This window comes from Coleofasciculus chthonoplastes PCC 7420, from assembly GCF_000155555.1.
In the GTDB taxonomy this organism is placed as follows: domain Bacteria; phylum Cyanobacteriota; class Cyanobacteriia; order Cyanobacteriales; family Coleofasciculaceae; genus Coleofasciculus; species Coleofasciculus chthonoplastes_A.
Genome location: NZ_DS989847.1, coordinates 1 through 23,488, shown reverse-complemented (window position 1 = coordinate 23,488; position 23,488 = coordinate 1). Strand labels below are relative to the sequence as shown.

Below are 23,488 nucleotides of genomic sequence, written 5' to 3'. Positions count from 1 at the left end.
TTGCGAATCACCCAAATTTACGGTTGATTGGGAATACAATGATGGACAATAAACGGTGAACAATGAATTATCAGTTGTTTTCTATCTGTGTCCAAACGAGACTTGCCCCGATTTCATCTCCATACTTCCCTGCCTACTCGCAAACCTCGGGGACATAAGTTAGTCATCCGACTCGCAAGAGGCTCTAAGGCATCGAGTTTAGCAGAAACGGGACACTTAGATGCCAAAGTTGTCAGAGACAGGCGCTCAAACCCAGCCTACAAACGCCGCCAAGGTGTGTTTTTGCGGTGGTCATTGCTGTGGTTGATGATCGTGTCCGTTGTCGGCAGTATGGTCATTGGTGGTACATTATTACTCACCAAACTGCCACCTCCGGCAAATTGCCAACGCATTTCTCCTTTATCCCCGGATAGCGAACGATTATACTGCGCTCAACTGGCTGCCCAATCCGGAGAATTTGAGCAACTGCTAAAAGCGATCGCGATCGTTCAATATTGGTCGCCCAACCATTCCCTGTATCCCCAGGCGCAGCAACTGCTGCAGGAATGGTCTCAAATGGTACTGCAATTTGCCCGGGAAACCCTGAATCAGGGAAACTATACCGATGCCCTGAAAATGGCGATGCAAATCCCTGTAAGTAGTCCCCTATATCCCGAAGCTCAAGCCCAAATCGCTACCTGGAAACAGGAACGAATCCAGGCTCAGGCAATTGTCAGTCAGGTTCAAGATGCCCTGAAAGTACAAAACTGGCAGCAGGCGGCTAAACTAATCAGCCAACTGTCACGCCTGAATGACCAATACTGGAGTGTATCCCGCTATGATACCCTGACCGAACAGTTGGCGGCAGAAAAACAAGCGTGGACACAACTGCAAGAGGCACGAGATTTAGCCAAATCGAATCAACTGACAAAGATCGAACAAGCGATCGCGTTAGCAGCCAAAGTCGATCCTAATAGCTATATTAAAGCCCAAGCCCAGAGTGATCTGTCGAATTGGAGTCGCACGTTACTCCAAATTGCTGCCGCTCGCTTCCAAAATCAAGAGTATCAGGGGGTGATTCAGGTTGCCCAAGGAATTCCGATTAACACCTCCCTGTATCAAGAGGCTCAAGATTGGTTACGCTTAGGGCAAGCCGGAAAACTGGTGCAACAAAACACTATCCTCGCCTTCATTGACGCCTTAACCGCTGTTCGCCAACTGGATGCCCAAAGTCCGGTGCAAACGTCAGCCGCCGCCCAAGCCATTCAGTGGGAGGCTCAACTCCAAGATCGCCTCCAGTTAAGCCTTGCCCAAATGACTGCCAGCTTTGAGCAACGCCCCCTCCTACAGATGGCGATTGAACAAGCTACGCTGATCACACCCGATCGCCCCCAGCGTATCGAAGCACAGACACACATTGCCCAGTGGCGCAAACAGATTCAACATATTGATGATCGCAATACCCTCAGAACTGCCCAACAGCTTGCCGCTGGGGGCACCATTGATCAATTAAACGCCGCCGTCGCCCAAGCCCGTAAAATTGAGCCAGGTCAACCTTTACGCCCCGAAGCCCAAACTGCGATCGCCCAATGGAATCGCCAAATCGAAACCCTACAAGATCAACCCATCCTCGACTTAGCCCGCGCCTTCGCCCAACGTCGAGATTTAATCGCCGCCATTTCCACCGCCAATCAAATTCGTCCAGGTCGAATGCTGTATGCTGAAGCTCAAAGCGCGATCGCCCAATGGGTTGCCCAAATCCAAACCGCCCAAGATCGTCCCATCCTCGAAGCCGCCGCCGCCCTAGCCGCCCAAGGACGATTTGACGCCGCGATCGCCACCGCCGCCCAGATTCCGCCAGAACGGGCGCTTTACCAACAAGCCCAAGCCGCGATTAATCTGTGGAAATCCCAACTGAATTAGGAGATGGGAAAGGTAACACAAAACTCTACCTTACCTATTACCCATTACCCATTGCCCATTGCCCATTGCCCATTGCCCATTCCCTGACAAATGACAAATGACAAATCAATCCACTCAAATCCTACTTATTGACGATGACCCAATTTTCCGATTAGGTTTAGTCACTGCCTTAGAAGCCTTTGCTGATTTAGATATCATGGCTGAGGTTGATACAGCAACGGCAGCCCTGGAACGCCTAACTACCGTACTCCCCCAAGAACAGGTTAATTTAATTATCTTAGACTTGGCACTAGGGCGATCGCTCGGCAGTCCCCTAACCGGACTATCTTTATGCCAACAACTTAAGACAGATTATCCCAACCTACCCATCTTATTGCTAACTGCCCCATCTGAACCCAATCAACTGACCGCCGCCAAAGGTTTAGGAGTGGAGGGTTACTGTGCTAAAGGATGTGCCATCAACTTAATTGTGGAAGCCATTCGACAAGTCAAAGCGGGTGAATCCTACTGGCAAATGTTACCCACCCCCGCCAATTCATTACCTCCCCCACGCTGGCATACCCAATTACGCCAGTCAGGATTACAACAAATTGAAGCCGCGTTAAAACAGGTAACAGCACAACTTCAACAAGGAAATTTATCCCGCCTAGATTGGCTATTTTGGACGGGACGCCGCCGAGAATTATTGACAGCCCGTTGGCTGGTGAATCAGCTATTACCGACAGATTCTGGACTAGTTCCCACTAATAATAGTAATAGCCCTGCCGAACCTCTACCACGTTTAAATCCTTCATCATCTCGTCCTCCTGTCCCCCAAAATCGTCTGCGCCCATCCCCCACCAGTGCCTTATCCAAAACCTCCTCTGAGGCGTTGCAGTTTCAACCGTCTACACCCCAGGCGATGACGTTGACCAAACTCGATTCGAGTTTGGCAAATCTGACGAATACTCCCTTGGAAATCGATATTTTGCAAGTGGAGAGACGCCGGGAATTACTGCGTACTGTCCTCTACAAGTTTGAGGAAATGCTGGAGGCATTGCGCTTTTCTCAGGTAACAATGGAGCAATTGACCCAGAAGCGATCGCGCTTATTACATGATTTATGGCAGGTTTCTCTCACTGACTTTTTTGGTCAATACTCAACCTTAGTCATCGGCAATCAAACTATCGAAATGGTTGACATTTTGCGGCAAGATCGGGATGTAGTGCAAACGGCTATTTTGGATAAAATTCCTTTGGTGATTGAGTTATTAGGAAATTGCCTCTTTGAAGCCCCGTTGATGATTGATAATGTATCTTATCCTGCCCATACGCCAGAAGCAATGGCGCGAGCAGAATTATTGTTGCAAAATCTAATTATTCAAGTGGCTAATGGGATAATCCAACCCCTGTTAAATGAGTTTTCTGATATTGAAATTGTTAAACATAATTTTTATGATAAACGGTTAATGTCATCACGGGAAATAACCCGATTTAGAAACAATTTATCCTGGAAATATCGGCGCAACCAATATATCGATGAACCCCAAGCCATTTTTGAAAGTCGCTATGATTTATTTGTTTTGAGCGAAATTGGCATCAAAAAAGTCGCTATTTATTCCCCTAGACGCCAAGAATTAGAACAACTACAGGGTACTCAGCTAGCCGTCACCATCGCCTATGAATTTCGGGATGCGATCGCGCCACGTTTACGGGGAACAGTTGGCTGGGTTGGTAAAGGCGTAGTTTATGTTTTAACGCAAGTCTTAGGACGAGGAATTGGTTTAATTCTACGGGGCGTTATTCAAGGCGTAGGTAGTGCATGGCAAGATACATGGTTTGGCAAAAATGGAGAACGGGGAAAGTAATAATTAGGGGCTGCTAAATAAGTTGTGAGGTGAGCAGGGGATGGGGTAAGGGGGTAATAAGAAGACTCAGAAAAACATTATGGTTAGTAATGGCAAAACACCTTATACCAAGCACTATTGTAGAGACGCGCCATGGCGCGTCTCTACATAAATGATGTGTCCTAACCGCTATGGCGGTTGCTATATTTGATCAATTAGAATGGGAGACCTGAAACCGTAGGGGCGCAAAGACTTGCGCCCGATTCAATGGTCAAATCTAATCCACAATTTTAGCTGTGTCAATCCAGCAGTGGCGTGGCACATTTTATTTGGTGGATTAGATTCGGCTTCTAGTAGAGAACCTTAGCCCTAAATTCCGTTGGGTTTCCTGTCGTCAACCCAACCTACAACCTATCCCACCATTTTAGCTGTGTCAGTCCAGTAGAACAAAATCTAATCAGAAATCGTACTTGTTTTCTTGCCTAAAGAATCTAACCAACCAGGATAGAAATCGGCAATCTTGACTATCATTATGTTCAGACAAGATTGTACCATCAGGCATAATTGCTCCACTCCAATCGGCTTCCTTCAGATTAGCGGCACTCACCTCTGCACCACTCAAATTTGCTCCCTGTAAATCTGCCCGTTCCAGGTTCGCCCAATTTAAATCAGAGTTGCTCAAGTTTGCACATCTCAACTTAACTTGACTGAGGTTAGCCCAATTCAGAATTACCCCACTCAAATTTGCTCCACTGAAATTCGCTCCCGTCAAATCTGCCCAACTGAGAACTTCGTTACTCAAATTGACACATTGAAAATCCCGTTGTCCGGCTGCATATCGCTGTAGCAGTTCCTCGGCTGTCATTTTTATCGATCTATATGGGCTCAATCGATGGCTATGGATATGATGGACACAAGGATCTATGGGTTCTTTACCCATACATAAATAAGCAAGCTGCATACTGTTATATCCCCGATAAATTAACGTTGCAATTTTCGGTCATTTCGGGGAAAAAGTAATTGAACTAAATCTTAATCAAGGGTGAACGTGATCGCAGTTCAGGCTATACTGAAATCGGTGTTAAGCGTGACCGGAAAATCGAAGACACCTGACGTAAGGCAATGCTAAGGGACTTGCGACTTAATAATGTACCAAGGAGACTTGGCTGAGTTCATGAATTTCAGCTTTCCTCACTGGTACTTTATTTTTACGCCGCTCCCTAATGAGTGACAAACGTCACAACGGGGAGCAGAGGAGCTGGGGAGCGGAGGCGAAGATGGGGAAGATGGGGAAGATGAGGGAGAAGATTCCCCATCAACAATGAACCATGAACAATCAACAAATGACAAATGACGATCCTCCTCGTTAACTTTAAATTTCTCCACCTATTCGCCATAAACAACCTACGCTCAACCACTAGGGGAGCGTAGGCTTCCGGCTTTATTCGTGATAGTTAAGATATAAGATGCGCCTGACTGGATCAGACTCTCCTGAAATGGCTAAACTTGCCCCAACAAAGGCATGATGATTTGGGCTTGCCTTGATAGTGAAGGCTGATAACTTGGAAACTCCTTAGGCTAAAGTTTCTGGGCAGTATCCTAGTCCCATGGTAAACTGTTGGCGAAACGCTTCAATATCAGTCTTGTCAGGGTGACCATGAGATACCACAGCGACTTGGTAGCGACGCATGACATCGATGGGAGATTGTCCGGTATCGAGGCTCCAAAACGCCATTTGCAAGCGCATGTCGGGTTGGAAAGGAATTCCCAATTCGCGCATGAAGGCTTGGAAATCTCCATGTTGCTGAGGCGTGAGGGGATGATTCATTTTAACTTTAATGACCCAGCCATCAATTTGATGAATCACTGTTGTATATTGAACGGGAAGCTGGATCATGGAGTGGAGGTACTCAACCACTCGTAACGTTAAACTCGCATTGGCTAAAAAATAAAGGTAATCCATAGGGCAGCTAGGGGTGGAGTCCAAGGAAGTGCTATACCTTCATTCTGACAACGGGGATCAGGAATTGGTAGGGGAAAAGCCCCCGCTCTTAACTGGGGGATCATACCCAATTCCGTTGTTTTAGGTCTTGACCCTGTGTCTTTGGGGATTAGTACCCGATGGCACAAGGCAAGTCGCGGTATAGAGTAGAGCTAAAACCCTGATCCGTTCCCTCCCTACCCAATTTGTCAAAAATTGCTCATAAGCTGTACTTGATCGAACCATCCATGACAAATGACCTATTGCTTTCCAGCTATAACTATGATCTGCCAGAGGGTCGGATTGCTCAAACACCCATTTCCCCTAGAGATAGTTCTCGTTTGCTCGTGGTTGAGTCTCCAACTCAGCACCAACACCGCATTTTCCGAGATTTACCTCAGTTATTGCGTTCCGGCGACCTGTTGGTTTTGAATAATACCCGGGTAATCCCAGCTCGACTTTATGGTCGCAAGGTAACAGGTACGCCTGTGGAAGTGTTATTGCTGGAGGAACGGGAACAGAACTGTTGGTTGGCATTGGTGAAACCGGGACGACGGCTAAAAGTGGGTTCAACAATAGTCTTTGAACCGGATCAACCTATTGTTCCGGCAAGTTATGGGAAGACTCCTCTATCTTCAGACGATACAGAAACACTAAGACAGGACAATCTAAAAAATAGATCTCCCCTGAAGGCAACAATTATCGCCAGAGATGATGCAACCAGTGGGCGTCTATTGCAGTTTGACCTACCCAAGGGGCAGTCCCTAGTCACCCTGTTACCTAACTATGGTCAAGTGCCTTTTCCGCCTTACATCACCCACTCTCAAGCCACACCCGATCAGTATCAAACCGTATACGCCCAAATCCCTGGTGCAGTAGCCGCACCGACAGCCGGATTACATTTCACCCCTGAACTTTTGGAACAGTGTCACATAAGCGGAATTGAGCAGGCGTCGATTACCTTGCATGTTGGTGTTGGCACGTTTCGCCCAGTGGAGGTAGAAGATGTAACGAATCATCAAATGCATGGGGAGTGGTTAGAGATATCCGCCGCAACGGTGGCACAAATTCAGCAAACCAAAGCCGCCGGGGGGCGGGTGATTGCCGTTGGCACAACTGTGGTGAGGGCGTTGGAAGGGGCGGCGGCGAACGGGGAATTCCAGCCCTATTGTGGTAAAACCGAATTATTTATCTATCCCGGCTATCAGTGGCAGGTAGTTGATGGATTGATTACCAACTTTCACTTACCCCGTTCCACGTTGTTGATGCTAGTGAGTGCATTGATTGGCAGAGAACGACTGTTGAAGTTGTATGCTGAAGCGATCGCGTATAATTATCGATTTTACTCCTTTGGTGATGCCATGCTGATTTTGCCAGAAGCGGTTAACCATTAAAGGACGAACCAATTGGGGAGTGAAATTGGCACTATTAAGTAATATAGGACGCTATAAACCCTTTCCCCCGCCCACATTCCTTATTTAATTTCCCAATCGTCTTCTACCATGTCTAAACACTACCACCTCCGCTTTGGACTTGTCACCGCCGCGATCGCACTCAGTTTCCTGTCGGTTAGTCCCGCCTTGTCCAATAGTCTACCCAAGCGCCAGCATAGTAAGCAGTTAGTTGAGGGACTATACACGAATGACCTAGAAGCGGCGACATTTTTTCAACAAGGAGTCATGCGCTATAATCGCAGCGACTTCAAAGCCGCCGAGTTAGCCTTTCGCAAAGCTCTACAGGAAGATCCGTTTATCCCCATGGCACGGTATTTACTGGGGAATGCCCTGTTTCAGCAAGGTCAGATTGCCGCAGCCGCTGAACAATACCAGATGGCGATTGGTCTCGATCCGAATATGGCAGAGGCGCATTACAATCTGGGCTTGATGTTATACCAGCAAGGCAATATCGAGGAAGCAATTAGCGCCTATCAACAGGCGATCGCGATTGATCCCAATTTAGCAGCCGCTCGTTATAATCTAGGCTTGGCATTAGAAGCAGTCGGTGACACTGAAGCAGCGCTGAGTGAATACACACAAGCCGTTCGCCTCAATCCCAACTCGGCAGTTGCTAAGTACAATTTGGCTTTACTCCTCGCCAAACAAAACCAAGTCGATTCTGCGATCGCGGCACTACGGCAAGCCCTTCGCAATGATTCACAATTCGTACAAGCCCATTATCAACTAGGATTGCTGCTGGCTCAACAAAACCAGATTACTGAAGCCAAAAATTCCTTTCTCAGAGCAACCCAAATCAATTCCCGATTTGCACCCGCTCACTATCGACTGGGGCTAATTTTTCTGCAACAAGGGGATGCAGAAGAAGCCATTCGCAGATTTAATTGGGTGACGCAGATAGATCCTGACAATGTGGATGCTTATCGCCAATTGGGAGCCGCACTGATTCAAAATGGCGAATATGAGCAAGCGATCGCGGCACTGGAACGCGCTATATCACTCGATCCTTACGATTCGCTGGCGCACTACAATTTAGCCGTAGCGCTGCATCGCAATCAGCAGTATGAGGACGCGATTTCCGAATATCAACAAGCCATTCTGCTCAATCCCAAACTATCACTCGCGTTTTACAATCTGGGAATTGCCCTCCAACAAGTTGGACGGGGACAAGAGGCGGTTTCTTTCCTTTTAGAAGCGAGAAATTTGTTTATTGAAGAAGGAAATTTGGAGAAAATTGATGCGGTTGATCAATATCTGAATCAACTGAATATTTCATCAAATCCATCACCCAATTCTTTCCAACCAATGCCTGCAATAACGGAAGAACCTTAGAAGATAGGAAGGAGGCAGAAGGTTACACTTGTCCTCCAAGCCAATGCAGTTTAATGCAGCTGTAGGGGCGCACAGACGTGCGCCCGGTTTAACCCTGAGCGAAGTCGAAGGGTTAAACGTCAAATCTATTCAACAATTTTAGCTGTGTCAGTCCACTACATTTGAATTACAATTCAGTTGACTTGGGGAGCGATCGCCTCTATCTTTATCTTGACATAATGCTTCTGCTGTGGTTGGAATAGAGCAATCAGGCTAATGGTCGGCTGGGTGACTTTCCCTCAATTTTGCTTACAATTGCATAGGTGAAAGGAAAGAGTCCTACGCTAGATAGTGTTGCTTGCGCTAGGTTGTACTGTTATATCAAAATTGCCAGTATCCTTGGAGTTCTATTCATGTCCGTAGAATCCGCTATCAGCGAAGCTGCCATTGAGCAGAATCTGGAACAATTTCTCTTGGTGCTGTCGGTGTCTCTCAGCGTCGCCACCGTTTCCCGGATTTTTCCGTTGTTCCGCAAAATCCCCTATACCTTACTTCTGGTTATTGTCGGCTTGGGTTTAGCCTTTGTCGATGTGCGCCTAGTGAACCTATCCCCAGAACTGATTCTAGAGATTTTCCTCCCTCCCCTGCTGTTTGAAGCCGCCTGGAATATCCGTTGGCGGGATTTGCGGCGAGATTTAATCCCGGTGATTCTGTTTGCGGTGGTGGGGGTGATAATTTCGGTGCTGGGAATTGCCTTTACCATTACCCAATTTACCGAATTACCCCTGGCGATCGCCTTATTAGTCGGCGCGAGTCTAGCGGCAACTGACCCCGTATCCGTTATCGCCCTATTCCGGGAATTGGGGGCGGATAAACGCCTGAAAACCTTGATGGAGGGGGAAAGCTTATTTAATGATGGTGTCGCCGTCGTCGCCTTTCTCTTATTAGTCGGTATCCCCCTCGGTACGCAGGAATTTTCCCTATCCACCACAGTTGCCCAATTTTTTACCTTTGTCGGAATTGGTATTGGTGTCGGTTGCTTAATCGGGTTTGGCATTTCCTTTCTCACCCAACGCTTTGATTTACCCTTCGTCGAACAATCTCTGACGTTAGTTTCTGCTTATGGCACTTACCTGATTACCGAAGAACTTGGCGGTTCTGGCGTAATTGGCGTGGTTACTGTGGGGTTAGTGCTGGGCAACTTTGGTTCCCGGATTGGCATGAACCCCCGCACCCGCTTAATTGTCTCCGAATTCTGGGATTTTCTGGCATTTTTTGTCAACTCAATTGTCTTTCTCCTCATCGGAGACCAAATTGATTTCCCCCGCTTGGGACAAAACCTCGGCTTAATTGGCGTTGCCATTGGTGCCGTTCTCTTCACCCGTGCTATCTCAATTTACGGCTTAGCCACGATTAGCAATGGACTTGTCAAGTCTGATATAGGTTGGCGACAGCAAACGGTGTTGTGGTGGGGGGGATTACGGGGTTCGGTTTCTATTGCCCTGGCTTTAAGTGTTCCGGTGACTTTGGAGGGACGACAAGATATTATTGTTACGGTTTTTGGCGTGGTACTGTTTACACTTTTAGTTGAGGGATTAACTACCCAATTCCTCCTGGAAAAACTGGATTTAATTGGTGATCAACCTGTACGTCAAAAATATTCTGAGGCAACTGCCCGTCGTGTGGCACTCAATCGAGTCAAAGACTATTTAGAGTCAGCAACGACTAACAACGAAATGAATTCAGAATTTTGTCAGTACCAGATAAAACTTGTTGATGGTCAACTCGAAAGTATTCACACCGAGCTTGACCAATTACTCCATCACCATCCTCAGTTACAAAACCTAGATATGGAACAACTGCAAGAACGAATGGTTGATATCGAGGCGGATACCTACGCTGAATTTATCCGCGCAGGACGTTTAACTGAGAACCTCTCCCCCTTACTCCAGGAAGCCTTAATTGAAGCTGATGAAAAGCTGATTGAGAGTGACTGATACCAAATAATAGTGTAGAGACGCGCCATGGCGTGTCTGCTGAGTTTTGAGGGGGGATCGAGTATTCCCAGAAACCGGGTTTCTCGTAAGGAAACAACAAATATCGACATTTCACCAAAGAAACCCGGTTTCTTGACCGAAGTTCTACATACTGAAATCATGAAACGTAGACTTTTTATTATAACGCTCTTAGTCCTGATTTGTTGCGTCCTTCCGGCTCAAGCGGAAAATTTGCCAGCACTTGATCAGAGTAGCGTTGAAACTCAACAACCAATCCAGTCGCCGTTAAAGTCGTACTTCCTAAACGTGTTAGCAGGGGGATCACGACAATCGATTCAGCTTGATTCACCCGCAACGCGATTGATTATTTATGTTCAGCGAGGAGAAAAGCCGATTCGCTGTGGTGATTGTATGAAAACCTATAATTGTACCCCAGGAAAACCACAAGAAATTAACGTCGATCCCGCTACACCGATTCAAAAAATTTGGGCAGAGAATCCTTATGAGAAACAGGTGCGCCTACGCCTCGATGTTCTTGAAGAATTGACATCCTCACCGGACTGAAATCACGGTGATTTCCCAGCAATCGAATAGCTGCTAAAGGATTTGATAGAATCAACCAATCCGGTTTGATGCTAGTTTATCAGCCCAACGGGTTGTTTCCGGTAATCGATATTTTGGAGTGCAGCGCAGGACATAATCGATTGCCGTAGGTAAGCTGATCCGATGACCCGGAGACACATAAAGAGGTTTCACCCCAGTCCGCGATCGCACGACAGCGCCAATCACCTCTCCCCGATGTCGCAAGGGTTGCCAATTCCCTTTCTCTGGGGGTAGTTCCTCATGCTGACCAATTAATCGCGACTTCGCTACCCCAATCGTAGGTACTGTAATCAATAACCCTAAATGACAAGCCAAACCAAATCGTCGGGGATGGGCAATTCCCTGACCATCACACAAAATTAGATCTGGAGTTATCTTAATCTGAGATAAGGCATCCATTACCACAGGAACTTCCCGAAACGAGAGAAACCCTGGGATATAAGGAAAGTTGGTTGGGCGACGTGCGATCGCCTGTTCGATCAGTTGCAATTCCGGAAAACTCAGTACCGCAACGGCGGCGCGGGAAATCGCATAATTGTCTTCAAAACCAACATCCACACCCGCAACATACTTTACCTCACCCAATTGATCCGAGGTAATAATTTCACGACTGAGTTGGTTTTGAATCGCCGTCGCTTCCTCAACCGTCAAAGTCCACGAGTGGCGTGGATAAATTTCCATGTTGATAATTACTCACTGGTTAGGGGAAGGTAGAGTTTTGACCCTTCGCGATTATCGAGGACATGGCGCGTGAATCTGTAGGGGCGGGTTTAGGGACTTTCTTTTCGCTATTGATAACGTTTGTTCAAAACCCGCCCTCATCTCCCCCAGCTTCCAGAGACACCCTGGTATGTCTCTACATTGTTCCCCCAGATTCACTTACACTATCTAACCTCTTTAGTCTTGAAACACCATAATTGTCCCCGAATAACACGCCACCCAAACCTGATTCGTTTCTGGATCATACGTAACTCCAATCGGATTGGCATTGGTATTCACCGTTTGCTGAATTGACATATCACGGGTACGCACTTTACTCATGGTATTTGAGTGATAATTCACCACATACAGAAATTCACCATCATCGGATATATCCATGCTGCGGGGGGCATTTCCAGTGACAACTTTGCGTAAAACCTTACCTGTAAATAAATCAATTTTAGCCACCGTTCCTTCCCCATTTAACGTGGCGTAGAGATACTGACCACCTGGATCAATACTTAAATGACGCGGTGAATTCCCAATATTTTTGATCCAGTCGAGGGAGAAATCATTTAAATCGACAACCGCAATATCATAAGACCCCATCACCGCCACATACGCTTTTTGGGACGCCGCATCAACCGCAATCCCACGGGGATATCGACCCAATTTAATCCGCCGTACTTCCTGATTTTGCTGAATATCGACAACGCTTAAATCCCAACTACACCAATTACTGACTAGGGCAAACCGATTATCCGGGCTAGTGGCGACAAATTTAGGCACAGACCCGACTTCAATCACTTGGTCAATCGCTAAACTATCGGTACTGATGCGATACAAAAAACTATTGTCTGTTTTTTGCGCGGGGCTACATTTGTCACTCCCTGGATTATTAAATCCTGAACCATACATCTGGTAATTGGACACCCAGGCATATTTTCCATTATCGGAAAAAGCAGCTTCGACGGGAGATCCTTTATAGGTTCCGTTCCCCTTAGAATGTCCGTATTTCTCCAAATTCACCGCATCGGCAATCGTTTTAACCAAATCATACTGGCGGTTATACACCGTAATCGTATGACTGTACATCATATTCTGGGCAAAAAATAAACCCCGACCTGAATGCACAATAGATTTGGGGGAAATTTTGCCAGAAATGGTTTGTTTTAGCGTCATCTGGCTGGACTGACGTTGCTCATCGTTCTTTTTTTTTTCGCTGTCTTCGTTAATAAAACTGTCTTGATTAAAGGGACTATTGTCAGAATTTTCTGTCGGTGTAGAGAACGAATCTTGATTCAAAGGAATCGGGTCGTAATTTTCCTCCGGTTTGATGAATGAGTCCTGAGTAAAGGTACTCTCGTCACCGCTTTCCTCTGATGTAGATTGATTTAACTCCGAAGTCGAAGACTCAATCGAGGATTCTGTTGTCGTAGCAGAGGGCAATTCTAATGCCGCTTTGGTATTAGCCCCCACCATCCCATCTACGGTTAATCCCTTCGCTTTTTGATATTGAATTACGGCATTTTCGGTTAGGTTGCCATAATATCCCGTGATTGGTCCGTCATAATACCCCTGTGCTTGTAATGTTCTCTGTAGCGCCGTCACATCTGAATTGCGACTCCCTCGCTTGAGAACTAAACCGGGATTGGCGAATCCCATTCTATCCTCTGTCGCTTCCGTTGAGGGGGCAGTTTGTGAGGCGGATGACACTGGAGTCGATTCTAATGCCGCACGGGTTTTAGGTCCAGCCATCCCATCTACGGTTAATCCCTTGGCTTGTTGCAGTTGAATCACGGCGTCTTGGGTCGTTGAACCATAGTACCCGGTAATCGGTCCATTAAAATAGCCAGCCACTTGTAAATTTCGCTGGAGAGAGGTGACTTGAGAATTGCGATCGCCTCGTTGGAGAATAAAATTGGGTCGGGCAGATACGGCGGGTTTCTCCGGTTCTGGTATGGGTGACTCAAACTCTAGAGGTGTATCAAGACTCGCATCCGTTGCTGCGGCGGAGTCAGACTCTAATGTGGCGGTGGTATTCGTCCCAACGATACCATCCGGGCTAAGTCCGTTGGCTTGTTGAAACTGGATAACAGCTGCTTCGGTTAAAGGTCCATAGTACCCGGTAATCGGTCCATTAAAGTACCCCTCAGCTTGCAGCGTTTTCTGAAGATTGGTCACCTCAGCCCCACTATTTCCTTTCCGCAACGCTAAAACGGGACTGGCTAGGCTAACAATGAACAGCGCCATGCTTAAGAAGATAAAGGGAATCCAAGCCGCACTCAGGGGCTTTTTCCGGTCGATTGGTATAAATATGCTGGAACTAGCGGGGGGTTTGGGGTCGGAGGTTGCCAATGCTTCATCAGTGACCGCCACATGAAGGGAGGCAGGGTTTTCCATTGTTCTCTATTGTCTTAGCGCATTCTCCGTTATCCTATACCAGGAACTTTGATAAGGGCTACCCCCTAGAGCGTTAGTTAGGTCATTTGCAAGGAATTGAGAAATATTTACAGAACTTAATAGAGTTGGTTATTTCTAGCAACCGATTGATTGTTACAAAATTTTAAATCGGTAAACATTCTCAAGACTGTGAGTCAACCGAGCATTTTTTCAGTGGGAATTTTCCTAAGATAGTTAACGAAAAACCAAAGACTGCTCATTCATTGTGAAGAATTGTAGAGATATTGATCACACCAAAGTCAAATTTTCCTGATTGAAATAGAATCAGAAAGTACAACCATCTTAGAGCATTCTTTAACGTTGCATTTACGGCATCTATCATTGACAGTACGTTAGCGGCTTCTGTTTGAAGATAGCTAACCCAGTCACGAGTAGAATGGGTATTGTATGACATTAGATTTACGAGAATTTTTCCAAGCCACCAATCCCGATAAAACCTTATTCGTGGATAATGCTGCCAAGGATCAAAACTATTATATTGATTTCTCGCCAGTGCGAGGGGGACATGCGATCAAGCAATTAAGCAATCAAATTGCATTTTGGTCACCGGATATACCGACTTGCCAACTGTTTACCGGACACGTTGGCTGTGGTAAGTCTACCGAATTGTTGCAACTCAAAGCTCAGTTAGAGCGAGCAGGATTTCATATTGTTTATTTTGAATCCTCTAAAAATTTGGAAATGGCAGACGTAGATGTCAGTGATATTTTACTAGCAATCGCGGCGCGGGTGAGTCAAAGCTTGGATACAATTGAACGGGACTGTTCCCAGAATACTCAAACTATTCTTAAACAAGTGGCTAAACTGTTGCAAACCGAAATTGAACTGACGGCTGAGGCTTCGGTTCCGGGGTTGGGTGATGTAGCCGCTAGTACAGAAGGAGATTTTTCAGTTGATGTCGGCATTCCGGGAGTTGGTAAAGTAAAGGTGAATCAGGAGGAAGGATTATCATTTGTTGCTCCTTTAATTGGTAAGATTACCGCGAAAGCAAAAGCCAGTCCAGAGTTTCGGAATAAATTAAGAGGATATTTGGAACCGCGCACAAATGGAATATTAGACGCAATTAACTCGGAACTAATTGAACCCGGAATCCAGACACTCAAAGACTACGGTAAAAAAGGGCTAGTAGTCATCGTTGATAACCTTGACAGAATTGACAGTTCTGTTAAACCCTGGGGACGTAATCAGCAAGAATACTTATTCGTAGACCGTGGTGAGCAGTTACGCAGTTTAAACTGTCATCTAATTTATACCATGCCCTTGGCGTTGAGGTTCTCTAATGAGTTGGGTCCGTTGACTCAGCGGTTTAAGAATCCGACTGTATTACCGATGGTATTAGTTCAGTTGCGCGATGGTCGTGAAAGTGAACAAGGAATGGCGCTACTACGACAGATGGTTTTAGCCAGAGCGTTTCCGGATTTAAAAGCACAGCAACGTCTCCATAAAATTACAGAGATTTTTGATACACCTGACACCTTAGATCGCCTCTGTCGGATCAGTGGCGGTCATGTCCGCAATTTGCTACGATTGCTCAATAATGCCATCCAGACCGAAATGGGATTACCGATCTCCTGGGACAGCTTGGATAAGGTAATTCTAGACTATAAAAATGCGCTGAAGCTAGCTGTTGATGACCATGAATGGGCGTTATTGCATCGAGTAGCTAAGGAGAAAAGAGTTACTGGCGATGATGGATACGAAAAGCTGATTCGCAGTATGTTCGTCTATGAGTATCAGGATCGCCAAGGCTCTTGGTTTGTGATCAATCCAGTTTTGGCAGAAGCGGAGGAATTCCAATCATGAGCCAATCTTGGCAAAGCAATAACCAAAAATCATTACAAGAACTTGCTTGGGCGATCGAAATGTCCGAGGGGCAGTTTTCCCTGATTTTGGCTCACTGTAACTACCTTAGTCTGCGATCGCGATCGGTGCAACAGCTCCACGAAATCTGCGCTGTACCGATCCGAGAACTTGTCCTGCATCCGTCTAACCAGCTACTTTACTCCACGATTCAACAGGAGGTAGCGACACAAATACCATCGGCGTTGATGGTATTAGGATTGGAATCCGTTAACAACCTCGATTACCTGCTCACTTCAATGAACCAAGTGCGGGAAGAGTTTCGCAAAAACTGTCCCTTTCCTTTGGTGATTTGGGTTAACGATGAAATCGTGCGAAAGCTGATTCGGTTGGTTCCAGATATTGAGAGTTGGGCAAAGCGCACGGTGTTGACTTACCCACCGGAAACCCTGATCCATGAGCTACACCAGAACACTAATACTTTATTTACAAAAGTTTTCGACTTGGGCATTAGTCCATTTTTAGCCAATGATGCCATCTTAGGTAGGAATGTGAGTGGGGAAATTCAAGCAGCTTTGCAGGAGTTAAAAAACCAAGGGAGAGATATACCAGAAACATTACAAGCGAGTCTGGACTTTGTTTGGGGTCGAGAGGCTTATGATCAGGATAAAATTGATCTGGCATTAGCACACTATCAGCACAGTCTTGCCTTTTGGCAGCAGGTCAAGCATTTTCTCCTCCGGTGTAGTTTAGTTGCCACAAAAAAGCTTTTTTGGACTCTGCTTTTGGTGTATTACATCAAGTCTGAAACCTCTGTCGCCGGGGAATCGCCATCCCCAGAGCCAACATTGAGAGAAAAAGAGGGATCGCTACTATTTCACATCGGGTTATGTTATTGCCGCAAAGCCGAGTTAGATAAAGCCGAAAGTTGTCATCATTGGCACAAAGCCTTGTTTTATTTTCAGCAATGCATTGATGGTTTTGAGCAGGTGGGGCGTCTTGATTTAGTGGCGAAGTTTATTGGTCAACTGGGTGAGGTATGGCGACGCTTAGAAAATTGGGATGAGTTGTATAAACTCGCTCAAAAAGCCCAGCGATTACATAAAAACCATGGCAATCCGGGGTCACTGGCTCAAAATTATGGCTTTTTCGCCGAAGTCGCTTTGTACCAGAACCAGGGGAATAAGGCAAAGGCGTTTGTCAAAAAAGCGTTGCAACTCTCAGACGCGACGACAGAGAAACAGCATCACAGTTGGTATCTGTTATTATTAGCGCGATCGCAGAAACAGTTGGGACAGGTTCAGGAGGCGATTAAAACTCTAGAAACCGCGAAAAAGGCTGAACCTGAGCATAATCCGCTGCTTTATATTCGGATTTTGAATGAGTTACAAAACCTATACTACCAACAACACCGCTATCTCGAAGCCTTTGACGTTAAACAATGTCGGCGCTCCATCGAACAGCAGTTTAATTTCCGAGCTTTTATTGGTGCGGGGCGTTTGCAATCCCGACGACAGGCAACTTTTTCCTTAACCCAGTCCGAGCATCGGGAGACTGTGGCTAGAGAAATTTTGGCTTCCGGTCGAGAAAATGATATCAAAGGTTTAATTGCCAGAATTGGCAGCACTCAGCATAAGCTAACGGTGATTTATGGTCAATCAGGCGTTGGTAAAAGTTCCTTAGTCAATGCCGGTTTACTCCCAACTCTGAGGTATCAGAATATTGGTACAGATACTCGCGATATTTTAGCCGTTCCACTGCGGGTTTACACGGATTGGGTGAATGATTTGGGCAAGTCACTGTTTAAAGCGCTGGAGAAACGAGGAATTACTTTATCCGCTATACCGGATTCAGCCGCTACTCTAATCGAACAACTAACTCAAAATGAACATCACAACCTGCTAACTGTTCTAATTTTTGACCAGTTCGAGGAATTTTTCTTTATTTGCAGCGAATCTGAGCAAAAAGAACAAATTTTTGAGTTTTTCGGTAAATGTCTAAATATCCCTGGTGTCAAGGTTGTCCTTTCTATGCGGAAGGATTATCTCCATGATTTACTCATTGGCAATCATTTACCCCATCTAGACGCTATCCAGAATGATATTCTCAGTAAAAATATTCTCTACCCTTTAGGTAATTTTTCCCGGAAAGATGCCAAGAATCTTATTCAACGTTTAACGGACGGCTCTCAGTTTCCCTTAGAACCCGCTTTGATTAATGAAGTTGTGAAGGATTTAGCTAGCCGCTCTAAAGAAGTGCGTCCAATTGAGCTGCAAGTGGTTTGCGCCCAACTGCAAACGGAAGGAATTACCACCCTGGTTGAGTATCGAGAACGGGGTCCGAAGGATAAACTGGTGCAGCGCTATTTAGGAGAAGTGATTAAAGATTGTGGTGCTGAAAACCAACGCACGGCTGAATTGGTCTTATATTTACTCACCCATGGGAAAAAACCTCGTCCTATCAAAAGTCGTGCCGATTTGGAGGCACAGCTCAAAGCCTTGGCAGCGGATCTGGCGATCAAACCTGACCAATTAAAGGCAGGAACTTCTCAACAATTAAGTTTGGTTTTAGACATTCTAGTTAAATCTGGTTTAGTTTTTAAGATTACTGACAGCTATGGAATACGCTATCAAATTGTTCATGATTATTTAACCTATTTTATTCGCAACCCCAGAGAGAGAAACTTATTAGACGAAATCAAAAGTCAATTCAGCCAAAAACAATTGATTTACGTCCAAAAACAGAAAAATTTTGCGGCGGTTGCTGTATGTTTTATTTTAGTTATATCGACGGTTTTATCACAACACCAAAGACAAGAAGCAGAATCCCAAAGACAAAAAGCAGAATCCCAGAGGCAAGAAGCAGAAAAAAACCAAATGTTAGCCAGAATTAAGACATCAGAAGCCTTGTCTGCATCAGGTAAAAAATTTGAGTCTTTGATCGAAGTGATTAATGCGGGAATCCAATTGAAGCAAAAAAGAACATTGCACTCAAACAATAAGATTCGTGAGCAAGTTGTAGCAGCCCTAAAACAGTCAATTTACTGGATAAAAGAAAGCAATCGCTTAGAAGGGCATAAAAGTCTTGTATGGGATGTAAGTGTCTTAAAGAATGAGGATAGTAAACCCACAACCATTGCCTCAGCTAGTTATGACGGAACTGTAAGACTCTGGAAACCAGATGGCGAATTAATTCAGGAAATTAAAGCCCATGAGGATAGAGTATTGAGCGTTAATTTTTCACCAAACGGTCAGATAATGGCGACAGCCAGCTTTGACAAGAAAGTTAAACTCTGGAAAGCTAATGGTCAAGGTGGTTTTGAAGACTTCTCTTACCAAACTATCGAGGGACACAACGAAGGTGTCTATGATGTTAGTTTTTCACCGGATGGCAAAATAATTGCCACGGCTAGTCGAGATAAGACTGTAAAATTGTGGGATTTAGAGGGTGACCTGCTCAAGACACTTACAGGACATGATAAAAGCGTTAATAGTGTAGCTTTCTCACCCGATGGTAAGATGATTGCCACAGCCAGTCGGGATAACACAGTGAAACTCTGGCAACGTAATGATGAGGGTACGTTTGAAATCCTTCCCGATAAGACACTTCAAGAGCATTCAGATATAGTCTGGGCTGTTAGTTTCAGTCCTGACGGTGAGACGATTGCCACAGCCAGTCGGGATAAGACGGTTAAACTTTGGTCGCTAGATGATGGCTCTATAAAAACTATTAATGGGCATAAAGATTCAGTGTTAAGCATGAGTTTTAGTCCCAATGGCAAGGTCATTGCCACAGCGAGTCAGGATAACACGGTCAAGGTTTGGAACGTTGAGAATGGGCAGTTGCAAACAACTCTAACAGGACATAGTAATGGTGTTTATGATGTGAATTTTTTATCTGAAAATCGCCTAGTCTCAGCCAGCGCTGATCACTCATTAAAAGTCTGGCAACTGGGTAAAAGAAGCTTCAAAAAAAACCTCAACGGACATGAGGATATAGTCTGGGATGTAAGTTTTAGTTTTAACGGTGAGAGGATTGCCTCAGCCAGTGCAGATGGCACCGTAAAACTGTGGGAAAAGGACTCTTCAACCAATGGAAGTCATACACCAGACTATAGACTGCTAAAAACCCTCCAAGGTCACAACAAAGAGGTTTTGGATGTTAGTTTGTCCCAAGATGGTCAATTAATCGCCACAGCAAGTTATGATACAACCGTCCAACTTTGGACAGGCAACGGTAGACGGCTATGGATTCTAAAGCATCCTGACCAGGTATTTGATGTCAGTATTTCTCCTGACGGTGAGACCATTGCTACAGCCAGTCGAGATAATATCGTCAGACTCTGGAGGTTCGACGGTGAATGGCAACAGACTCCACTAACAGATCATCGCGACTGGGTAAGGGATGTGACGTTTAGTCCCGATGGTAAAATTATTGCCTCAGCCAGTGATGACACAACTGTAAAACTCTGGAAGCCGGATGGCAGGTTGATTGGGACACTCGAAGGACACAAAAGTTGGGTTCGGAGTGTGGCATTCTCGCCAGATGGTCAAATCATCGCTACAGCCAGTGAGGACAATACAGCGAAACTTTGGACAATCCAAGGAAAATACATTACGACGCTTGCAGGACATCGGGATCAGGTTCGGAGTGTGGCATTCTCACCAGATGGTAAAACCATCGCCACAGCCAGTGATGATAAAACCGTGAAACTCTGGAACCGGGATGGGAGTCTCCAGAGAACTCTACCCAGACATCGCGACGGCATTAGAGGCGTGAGTTTCTCTCCTGACGGTCAAACTTTAGCGTTAGCCAGTGCAAGCAATACTGTAATTTTGTGGGATTTACAGGAAATCCACAAATTAGATGAGTTAGATGAACTACTGACATACGGTTGCAAGTGGCTGGAGGACTATATCAAGACGAAGCAGAATACAAAACCGAGCGATGCTGACAGCGCAACTAATCCTGAACTCCCTCAGTGTGAGGGAATCGGTACTCAGTTCTCGCCTAAAAATTGAGTGGCTCTCGACTATAGGCTCGGCTTTAACTGTCTATTTACAAATACCATTGTCGTGAGTAAACTAATGCCCCTCTTGCTCTGCCAATTGTTCTACAAGCCTTGAATGTTCCTCCGAAGCTAAACCTTCCTGCAACACCGACAATACCCTCGCCATATTTCCGGCTAATAAATCACCTGCGGCTAACCACAATCCGGGAAACACTCGACTCCGGATCACATTCCCTTCATCCACGGGCAACGATACATACTCACCCTGCTGTAAGTAAAACCAATCAAGCCTCCGTTCACACACTTGCCAAACAATATACTCTTGCACTCCATTGCGACGATACGCCCGTTTCTTATCATACAAGTCAATCGCCACACTACTCGCTGCAATCTCTGCTACCAATTCCGGCGCACCCTCAATATAATCATCTTCGCTGAGTTTCGCCTGTCCCCCTGCATTTTCATCAATTAACAGTACAGCATCGGGTTGGGGTTCGTTGTCTAAGTCTAAACGAACGGTAGGTTCAATCCCTAACTCAATCCCAGGTGTCGCCACTTGATAATTGCCCAGCCAAATAATTAAATTAGCGTGAGGTTGACCATGACTTCTAAAACGCAGTGCAGCAGGCAAGTAAACGACTCCTTCAATTAGTTCAGCTTTCTGGAGAGAAGGCATCGCGTGATAACGACGCTCAAATTCATAACGATTCAAGCGATCGCCACTTTCAAGTGCTGGAGGTAAAGACTCTTGCTGGAAGCTCGTTTGAACCATTGATTGCCTTTTTCGCTAGTCGGTTGATGTTTCTATGCCTAGATCGTATTTGTTATTCTCCTATATTCCCACAACTCGACGTTCGCGATCGCATGGCTGATGGCGAAGACAGCACCACGACGAACCTGTGCGATCGCGTTTATTGGGTATTGATGTTGCAGGATAGTGGATGTTGGGTTTCCTACGTCAACCCAACCTACGGTGATGGGTGATCGCCGCTTGGTACAAAAGTATTACTGCCCGACCCTCTTGGCAGCAAACGGAACTGGATGACGATGCCTTCAACACCTGGAAATCCTGCATCAGAAATAGACTTAGACAAATTACTAGGCGCGATCGCATTGATCATTTAGAATGTATAAAGGTGATTACGCGACCTTTCCCCTAGAGGTTACTGCTGCATCATACCGACCGCCTGCAAACACCTCTAAACCAAACAGGCAAGGCGGTCAAGGGAAATTTAAATGGGTCTGTTACTTCTACCCTCCAGTCCTGAGTCCAAAACCTAGTCTGGATAATCGTTTCAGTCATCGATGCGACTGAAAATTTTTCATAGAGATAAAGTAACGAATTTGATTGCATTAACCGTATTAGTGTGATTCAAGTTACATTTAGGGAGTGCAATCAGTTACCCAGACCAACAGAAATTATCACGTTACGGTCAATCTACCTATCACAATGCACGACCTTAAAATCGTGGATACTAAAAATTAGTTTCTTTCCATGAGGGGACTTTTCTTATGCAAATGCAAATGCCAAATACCCTAGAGCAACTCCCTGAAGGCGGAATGGGCATTAAAATTATTTCCCAGATAGCCGATGAGATCAGATACATTCGTACCCGAGACCATAAAAATTGTTTGTTCATCAGCAAAGCCTATGACCAAGAACCTGTTAAAAGACTACCGAAATGCCACCAAAAGAATTTATTTGCTCGGTTAATTTGTTTCTGCCAACGTCTGATTTTGACGTTGGTCAATTCCTATCGCAGAAACCGGACGAAGTCGCGTTATCGAAACCTGAGGCTTACCGTCAATAGCGACCTAAATTCTGTAGAGCAAATTTTAGAATGGTATGGACAGCTTCAGCATTTACCCATTCCCCAACAGGTTTGGCAATTAGGTCAAATCGCTCTAGTTGAGGCGTTTACCAATGTTGTTCGTCATGCCCACAAAGGCTTATCTCAATCGACTCCCGTTGACTTGGAAATCACGGTATACAATCATCGTTTAGACATGAAAATTTGGGATTATGGACAGCCTTTTGATTTAGAATCCAAGTTGAAAGAAGTTTAGCCACAAAATGATTGCTCATTTAGAGTTCCCCAGTCTCTGGGTTTTAAAACATTGTTTCCTTAGGAATCATCAAGACTAAACAAACGACTGATAAACCGAGTTAGGCTAAAGAATTGCCGATGTAATCCCGCCGGGTGAGTTTAACCTCTAAGCCTCATCTGGCAACTGGACTTCCCCCATCTCCATCACTGCTGTCCCCATCTCCAGTTTCTGAGGAGATAAGTAAAATCATGCTTGTACTATCCAATCAATGATAGTATCGTTGTGGCAGGGTGACTCCTATAGAAAGATGCAACGATTGAAAAAATTACTCCTTCTATTCAAAAATTCTTGTGGGGACAGTGCATTTCTGGGTGCGATTGAACAGGTTGAGGG

General features: G+C 45.5%; 14 protein-coding genes and 2 pseudogenes. 10 read left to right on the top strand and 6 right to left on the bottom strand.

Annotated elements, in window-relative coordinates:
• The first annotated feature begins 87 nt into the window (after positions 1–87).
• Positions 88–1,902: a hypothetical protein gene (locus tag MC7420_RS10855; RefSeq protein WP_157453129.1), complete on the top strand. Its 1,815-nt coding sequence runs from the start codon at positions 88–90 to the stop codon at positions 1,900–1,902.
• A gap of 97 nt (positions 1,903–1,999) precedes the next feature.
• Positions 2,000–3,748, top strand: coding sequence for a DUF3685 domain-containing protein (locus tag MC7420_RS10850; protein ID WP_006100709.1), 1,749 nt, complete (start codon positions 2,000–2,002; stop codon positions 3,746–3,748).
• A gap of 436 nt (positions 3,749–4,184) precedes the next feature.
• Here MC7420_RS10850 and MC7420_RS36140 read toward each other — a convergent pair whose 3' ends face one another.
• Both MC7420_RS36140 and MC7420_RS10840 read right to left on the bottom strand, forming a co-directional pair.
• Positions 4,185–4,592, bottom strand: a complete 408-nt coding sequence (locus MC7420_RS36140) for a pentapeptide repeat-containing protein (protein WP_006100704.1) — start codon at positions 4,590–4,592, stop codon at positions 4,185–4,187.
• A 708-nt stretch (positions 4,593–5,300) separates the two neighbouring features.
• Positions 5,301–5,690: a hypothetical protein gene (locus MC7420_RS10840; protein ID WP_044206533.1), complete on the bottom strand. Its 390-nt coding sequence runs from the start codon at positions 5,688–5,690 to the stop codon at positions 5,301–5,303.
• A 266-nt stretch (positions 5,691–5,956) separates the two neighbouring features.
• Here MC7420_RS10840 and queA point away from each other — a divergent pair, with 266 nt between their 5' ends.
• From queA to MC7420_RS35085, 4 genes are all read left to right on the top strand, one after another.
• Positions 5,957–7,102, top strand: coding sequence for a tRNA preQ1(34) S-adenosylmethionine ribosyltransferase-isomerase QueA (gene queA, locus MC7420_RS10835; protein WP_083798986.1), 1,146 nt, complete (start codon positions 5,957–5,959; stop codon positions 7,100–7,102).
• A gap of 108 nt (positions 7,103–7,210) precedes the next feature.
• Positions 7,211–8,494 (top strand): tetratricopeptide repeat protein, encoded by a 1,284-nt coding sequence (locus tag MC7420_RS35090; RefSeq protein ID WP_006100587.1) that lies wholly within the window; start codon positions 7,211–7,213, stop codon positions 8,492–8,494.
• Between the two features lie 392 nt (positions 8,495–8,886).
• A complete protein-coding gene (locus MC7420_RS10825) occupies positions 8,887–10,470 on the top strand; it encodes a cation:proton antiporter (protein ID WP_006100677.1) in 1,584 nt (527 codons plus the stop codon).
• 27 nt (positions 10,471–10,497) lie between these two features.
• The gene (locus tag MC7420_RS35085) at positions 10,498–11,034 is read left to right on the top strand and encodes a hypothetical protein (RefSeq protein ID WP_052307454.1); all 537 of its coding nucleotides are present in this window, start codon (positions 10,498–10,500) and stop codon (positions 11,032–11,034) included.
• A gap of 51 nt (positions 11,035–11,085) precedes the next feature.
• On the opposite strand, the gene nfi is transcribed toward MC7420_RS35085, so the two are convergent.
• The 3 genes and pseudogenes from nfi to MC7420_RS44300 all read right to left on the bottom strand — a co-directional run.
• Positions 11,086–11,754: a deoxyribonuclease V gene (gene nfi / locus MC7420_RS10815; RefSeq protein ID WP_044206527.1), complete on the bottom strand. Its 669-nt coding sequence runs from the start codon at positions 11,752–11,754 to the stop codon at positions 11,086–11,088.
• Positions 11,755–11,970: 216 nt separating this feature from the next.
• Positions 11,971–13,422 (bottom strand): annotated as a pseudogene (locus MC7420_RS10810) (peptidoglycan-binding protein); the annotation flags it as partial.
• Between the two features lie 138 nt (positions 13,423–13,560).
• Positions 13,561–14,025 (bottom strand): annotated as a pseudogene (locus tag MC7420_RS44300) (peptidoglycan-binding domain-containing protein); the annotation flags it as partial.
• 597 nt (positions 14,026–14,622) lie between these two features.
• On the opposite strand from MC7420_RS44300, the gene MC7420_RS10805 reads away from it, so the two are divergent.
• Positions 14,623–16,038 carry an AAA family ATPase gene (locus MC7420_RS10805; protein ID WP_044206524.1) on the top strand — a complete coding sequence of 472 codons (1,416 nt, stop codon included), beginning with the start codon at positions 14,623–14,625 and terminating at the stop codon, positions 16,036–16,038.
• On the top strand, positions 16,035–21,056 hold the full coding sequence (locus MC7420_RS10800) for a WD40 domain-containing protein (RefSeq protein ID WP_006100694.1): 5,022 nt from the start codon (positions 16,035–16,037) through the stop codon (positions 21,054–21,056). Before MC7420_RS10805 ends, MC7420_RS10800 begins: the two co-directional genes overlap by 4 nt.
• Positions 21,057–21,119: 63 nt before the next feature.
• On the opposite strand, the gene MC7420_RS10795 is transcribed toward MC7420_RS10800, so the two are convergent.
• Positions 21,120–21,818, bottom strand: coding sequence for a Uma2 family endonuclease (locus MC7420_RS10795; protein ID WP_006100702.1), 699 nt, complete (start codon positions 21,816–21,818; stop codon positions 21,120–21,122).
• A 26-nt stretch (positions 21,819–21,844) separates the two neighbouring features.
• Between MC7420_RS10795 and MC7420_RS39495 the strand changes: the two genes are divergently transcribed.
• A complete protein-coding gene (locus tag MC7420_RS39495) occupies positions 21,845–22,030 on the top strand; it encodes a hypothetical protein (protein ID WP_157453128.1) in 186 nt (61 codons plus the stop codon).
• A 534-nt stretch (positions 22,031–22,564) separates the two neighbouring features.
• Positions 22,565–23,113, top strand: a complete 549-nt coding sequence (locus tag MC7420_RS10790; RefSeq protein WP_198016427.1) for an ATP-binding protein — start codon at positions 22,565–22,567, stop codon at positions 23,111–23,113.
• The last annotated feature ends 375 nt before the right edge of the window (positions 23,114–23,488 follow it).

Coding starts and splice junctions, on each gene's coding strand:
- MC7420_RS10850 (WP_006100709.1), top strand. CDS start 2,000: ATGACAAATCAATCCACTCAAATCCTACTTATTGACGATGACCCAATT.
- MC7420_RS36140 (WP_006100704.1), bottom strand. CDS start 4,592: ATGACAGCCGAGGAACTGCTACAGCGATATGCAGCCGGACAACGGGAT.
- MC7420_RS10840 (WP_044206533.1), bottom strand. CDS start 5,690: ATGGATTACCTTTATTTTTTAGCCAATGCGAGTTTAACGTTACGAGTG.
- queA (WP_083798986.1), top strand. CDS start 5,957: ATGACAAATGACCTATTGCTTTCCAGCTATAACTATGATCTGCCAGAG.
- MC7420_RS35090 (WP_006100587.1), top strand. CDS start 7,211: ATGTCTAAACACTACCACCTCCGCTTTGGACTTGTCACCGCCGCGATC.
- MC7420_RS10825 (WP_006100677.1), top strand. CDS start 8,887: ATGTCCGTAGAATCCGCTATCAGCGAAGCTGCCATTGAGCAGAATCTG.
- MC7420_RS35085 (WP_052307454.1), top strand. CDS start 10,498: ATGGCGTGTCTGCTGAGTTTTGAGGGGGGATCGAGTATTCCCAGAAAC.
- nfi (WP_044206527.1), bottom strand. CDS start 11,754: ATGGAAATTTATCCACGCCACTCGTGGACTTTGACGGTTGAGGAAGCG.
- MC7420_RS10805 (WP_044206524.1), top strand. CDS start 14,623: ATGACATTAGATTTACGAGAATTTTTCCAAGCCACCAATCCCGATAAA.
- MC7420_RS10800 (WP_006100694.1), top strand. CDS start 16,035: ATGAGCCAATCTTGGCAAAGCAATAACCAAAAATCATTACAAGAACTT.
- MC7420_RS10795 (WP_006100702.1), bottom strand. CDS start 21,818: ATGGTTCAAACGAGCTTCCAGCAAGAGTCTTTACCTCCAGCACTTGAA.
- MC7420_RS39495 (WP_157453128.1), top strand. CDS start 21,845: ATGTTTCTATGCCTAGATCGTATTTGTTATTCTCCTATATTCCCACAA.
- MC7420_RS10790 (WP_198016427.1), top strand. CDS start 22,565: ATGCAAATGCCAAATACCCTAGAGCAACTCCCTGAAGGCGGAATGGGC.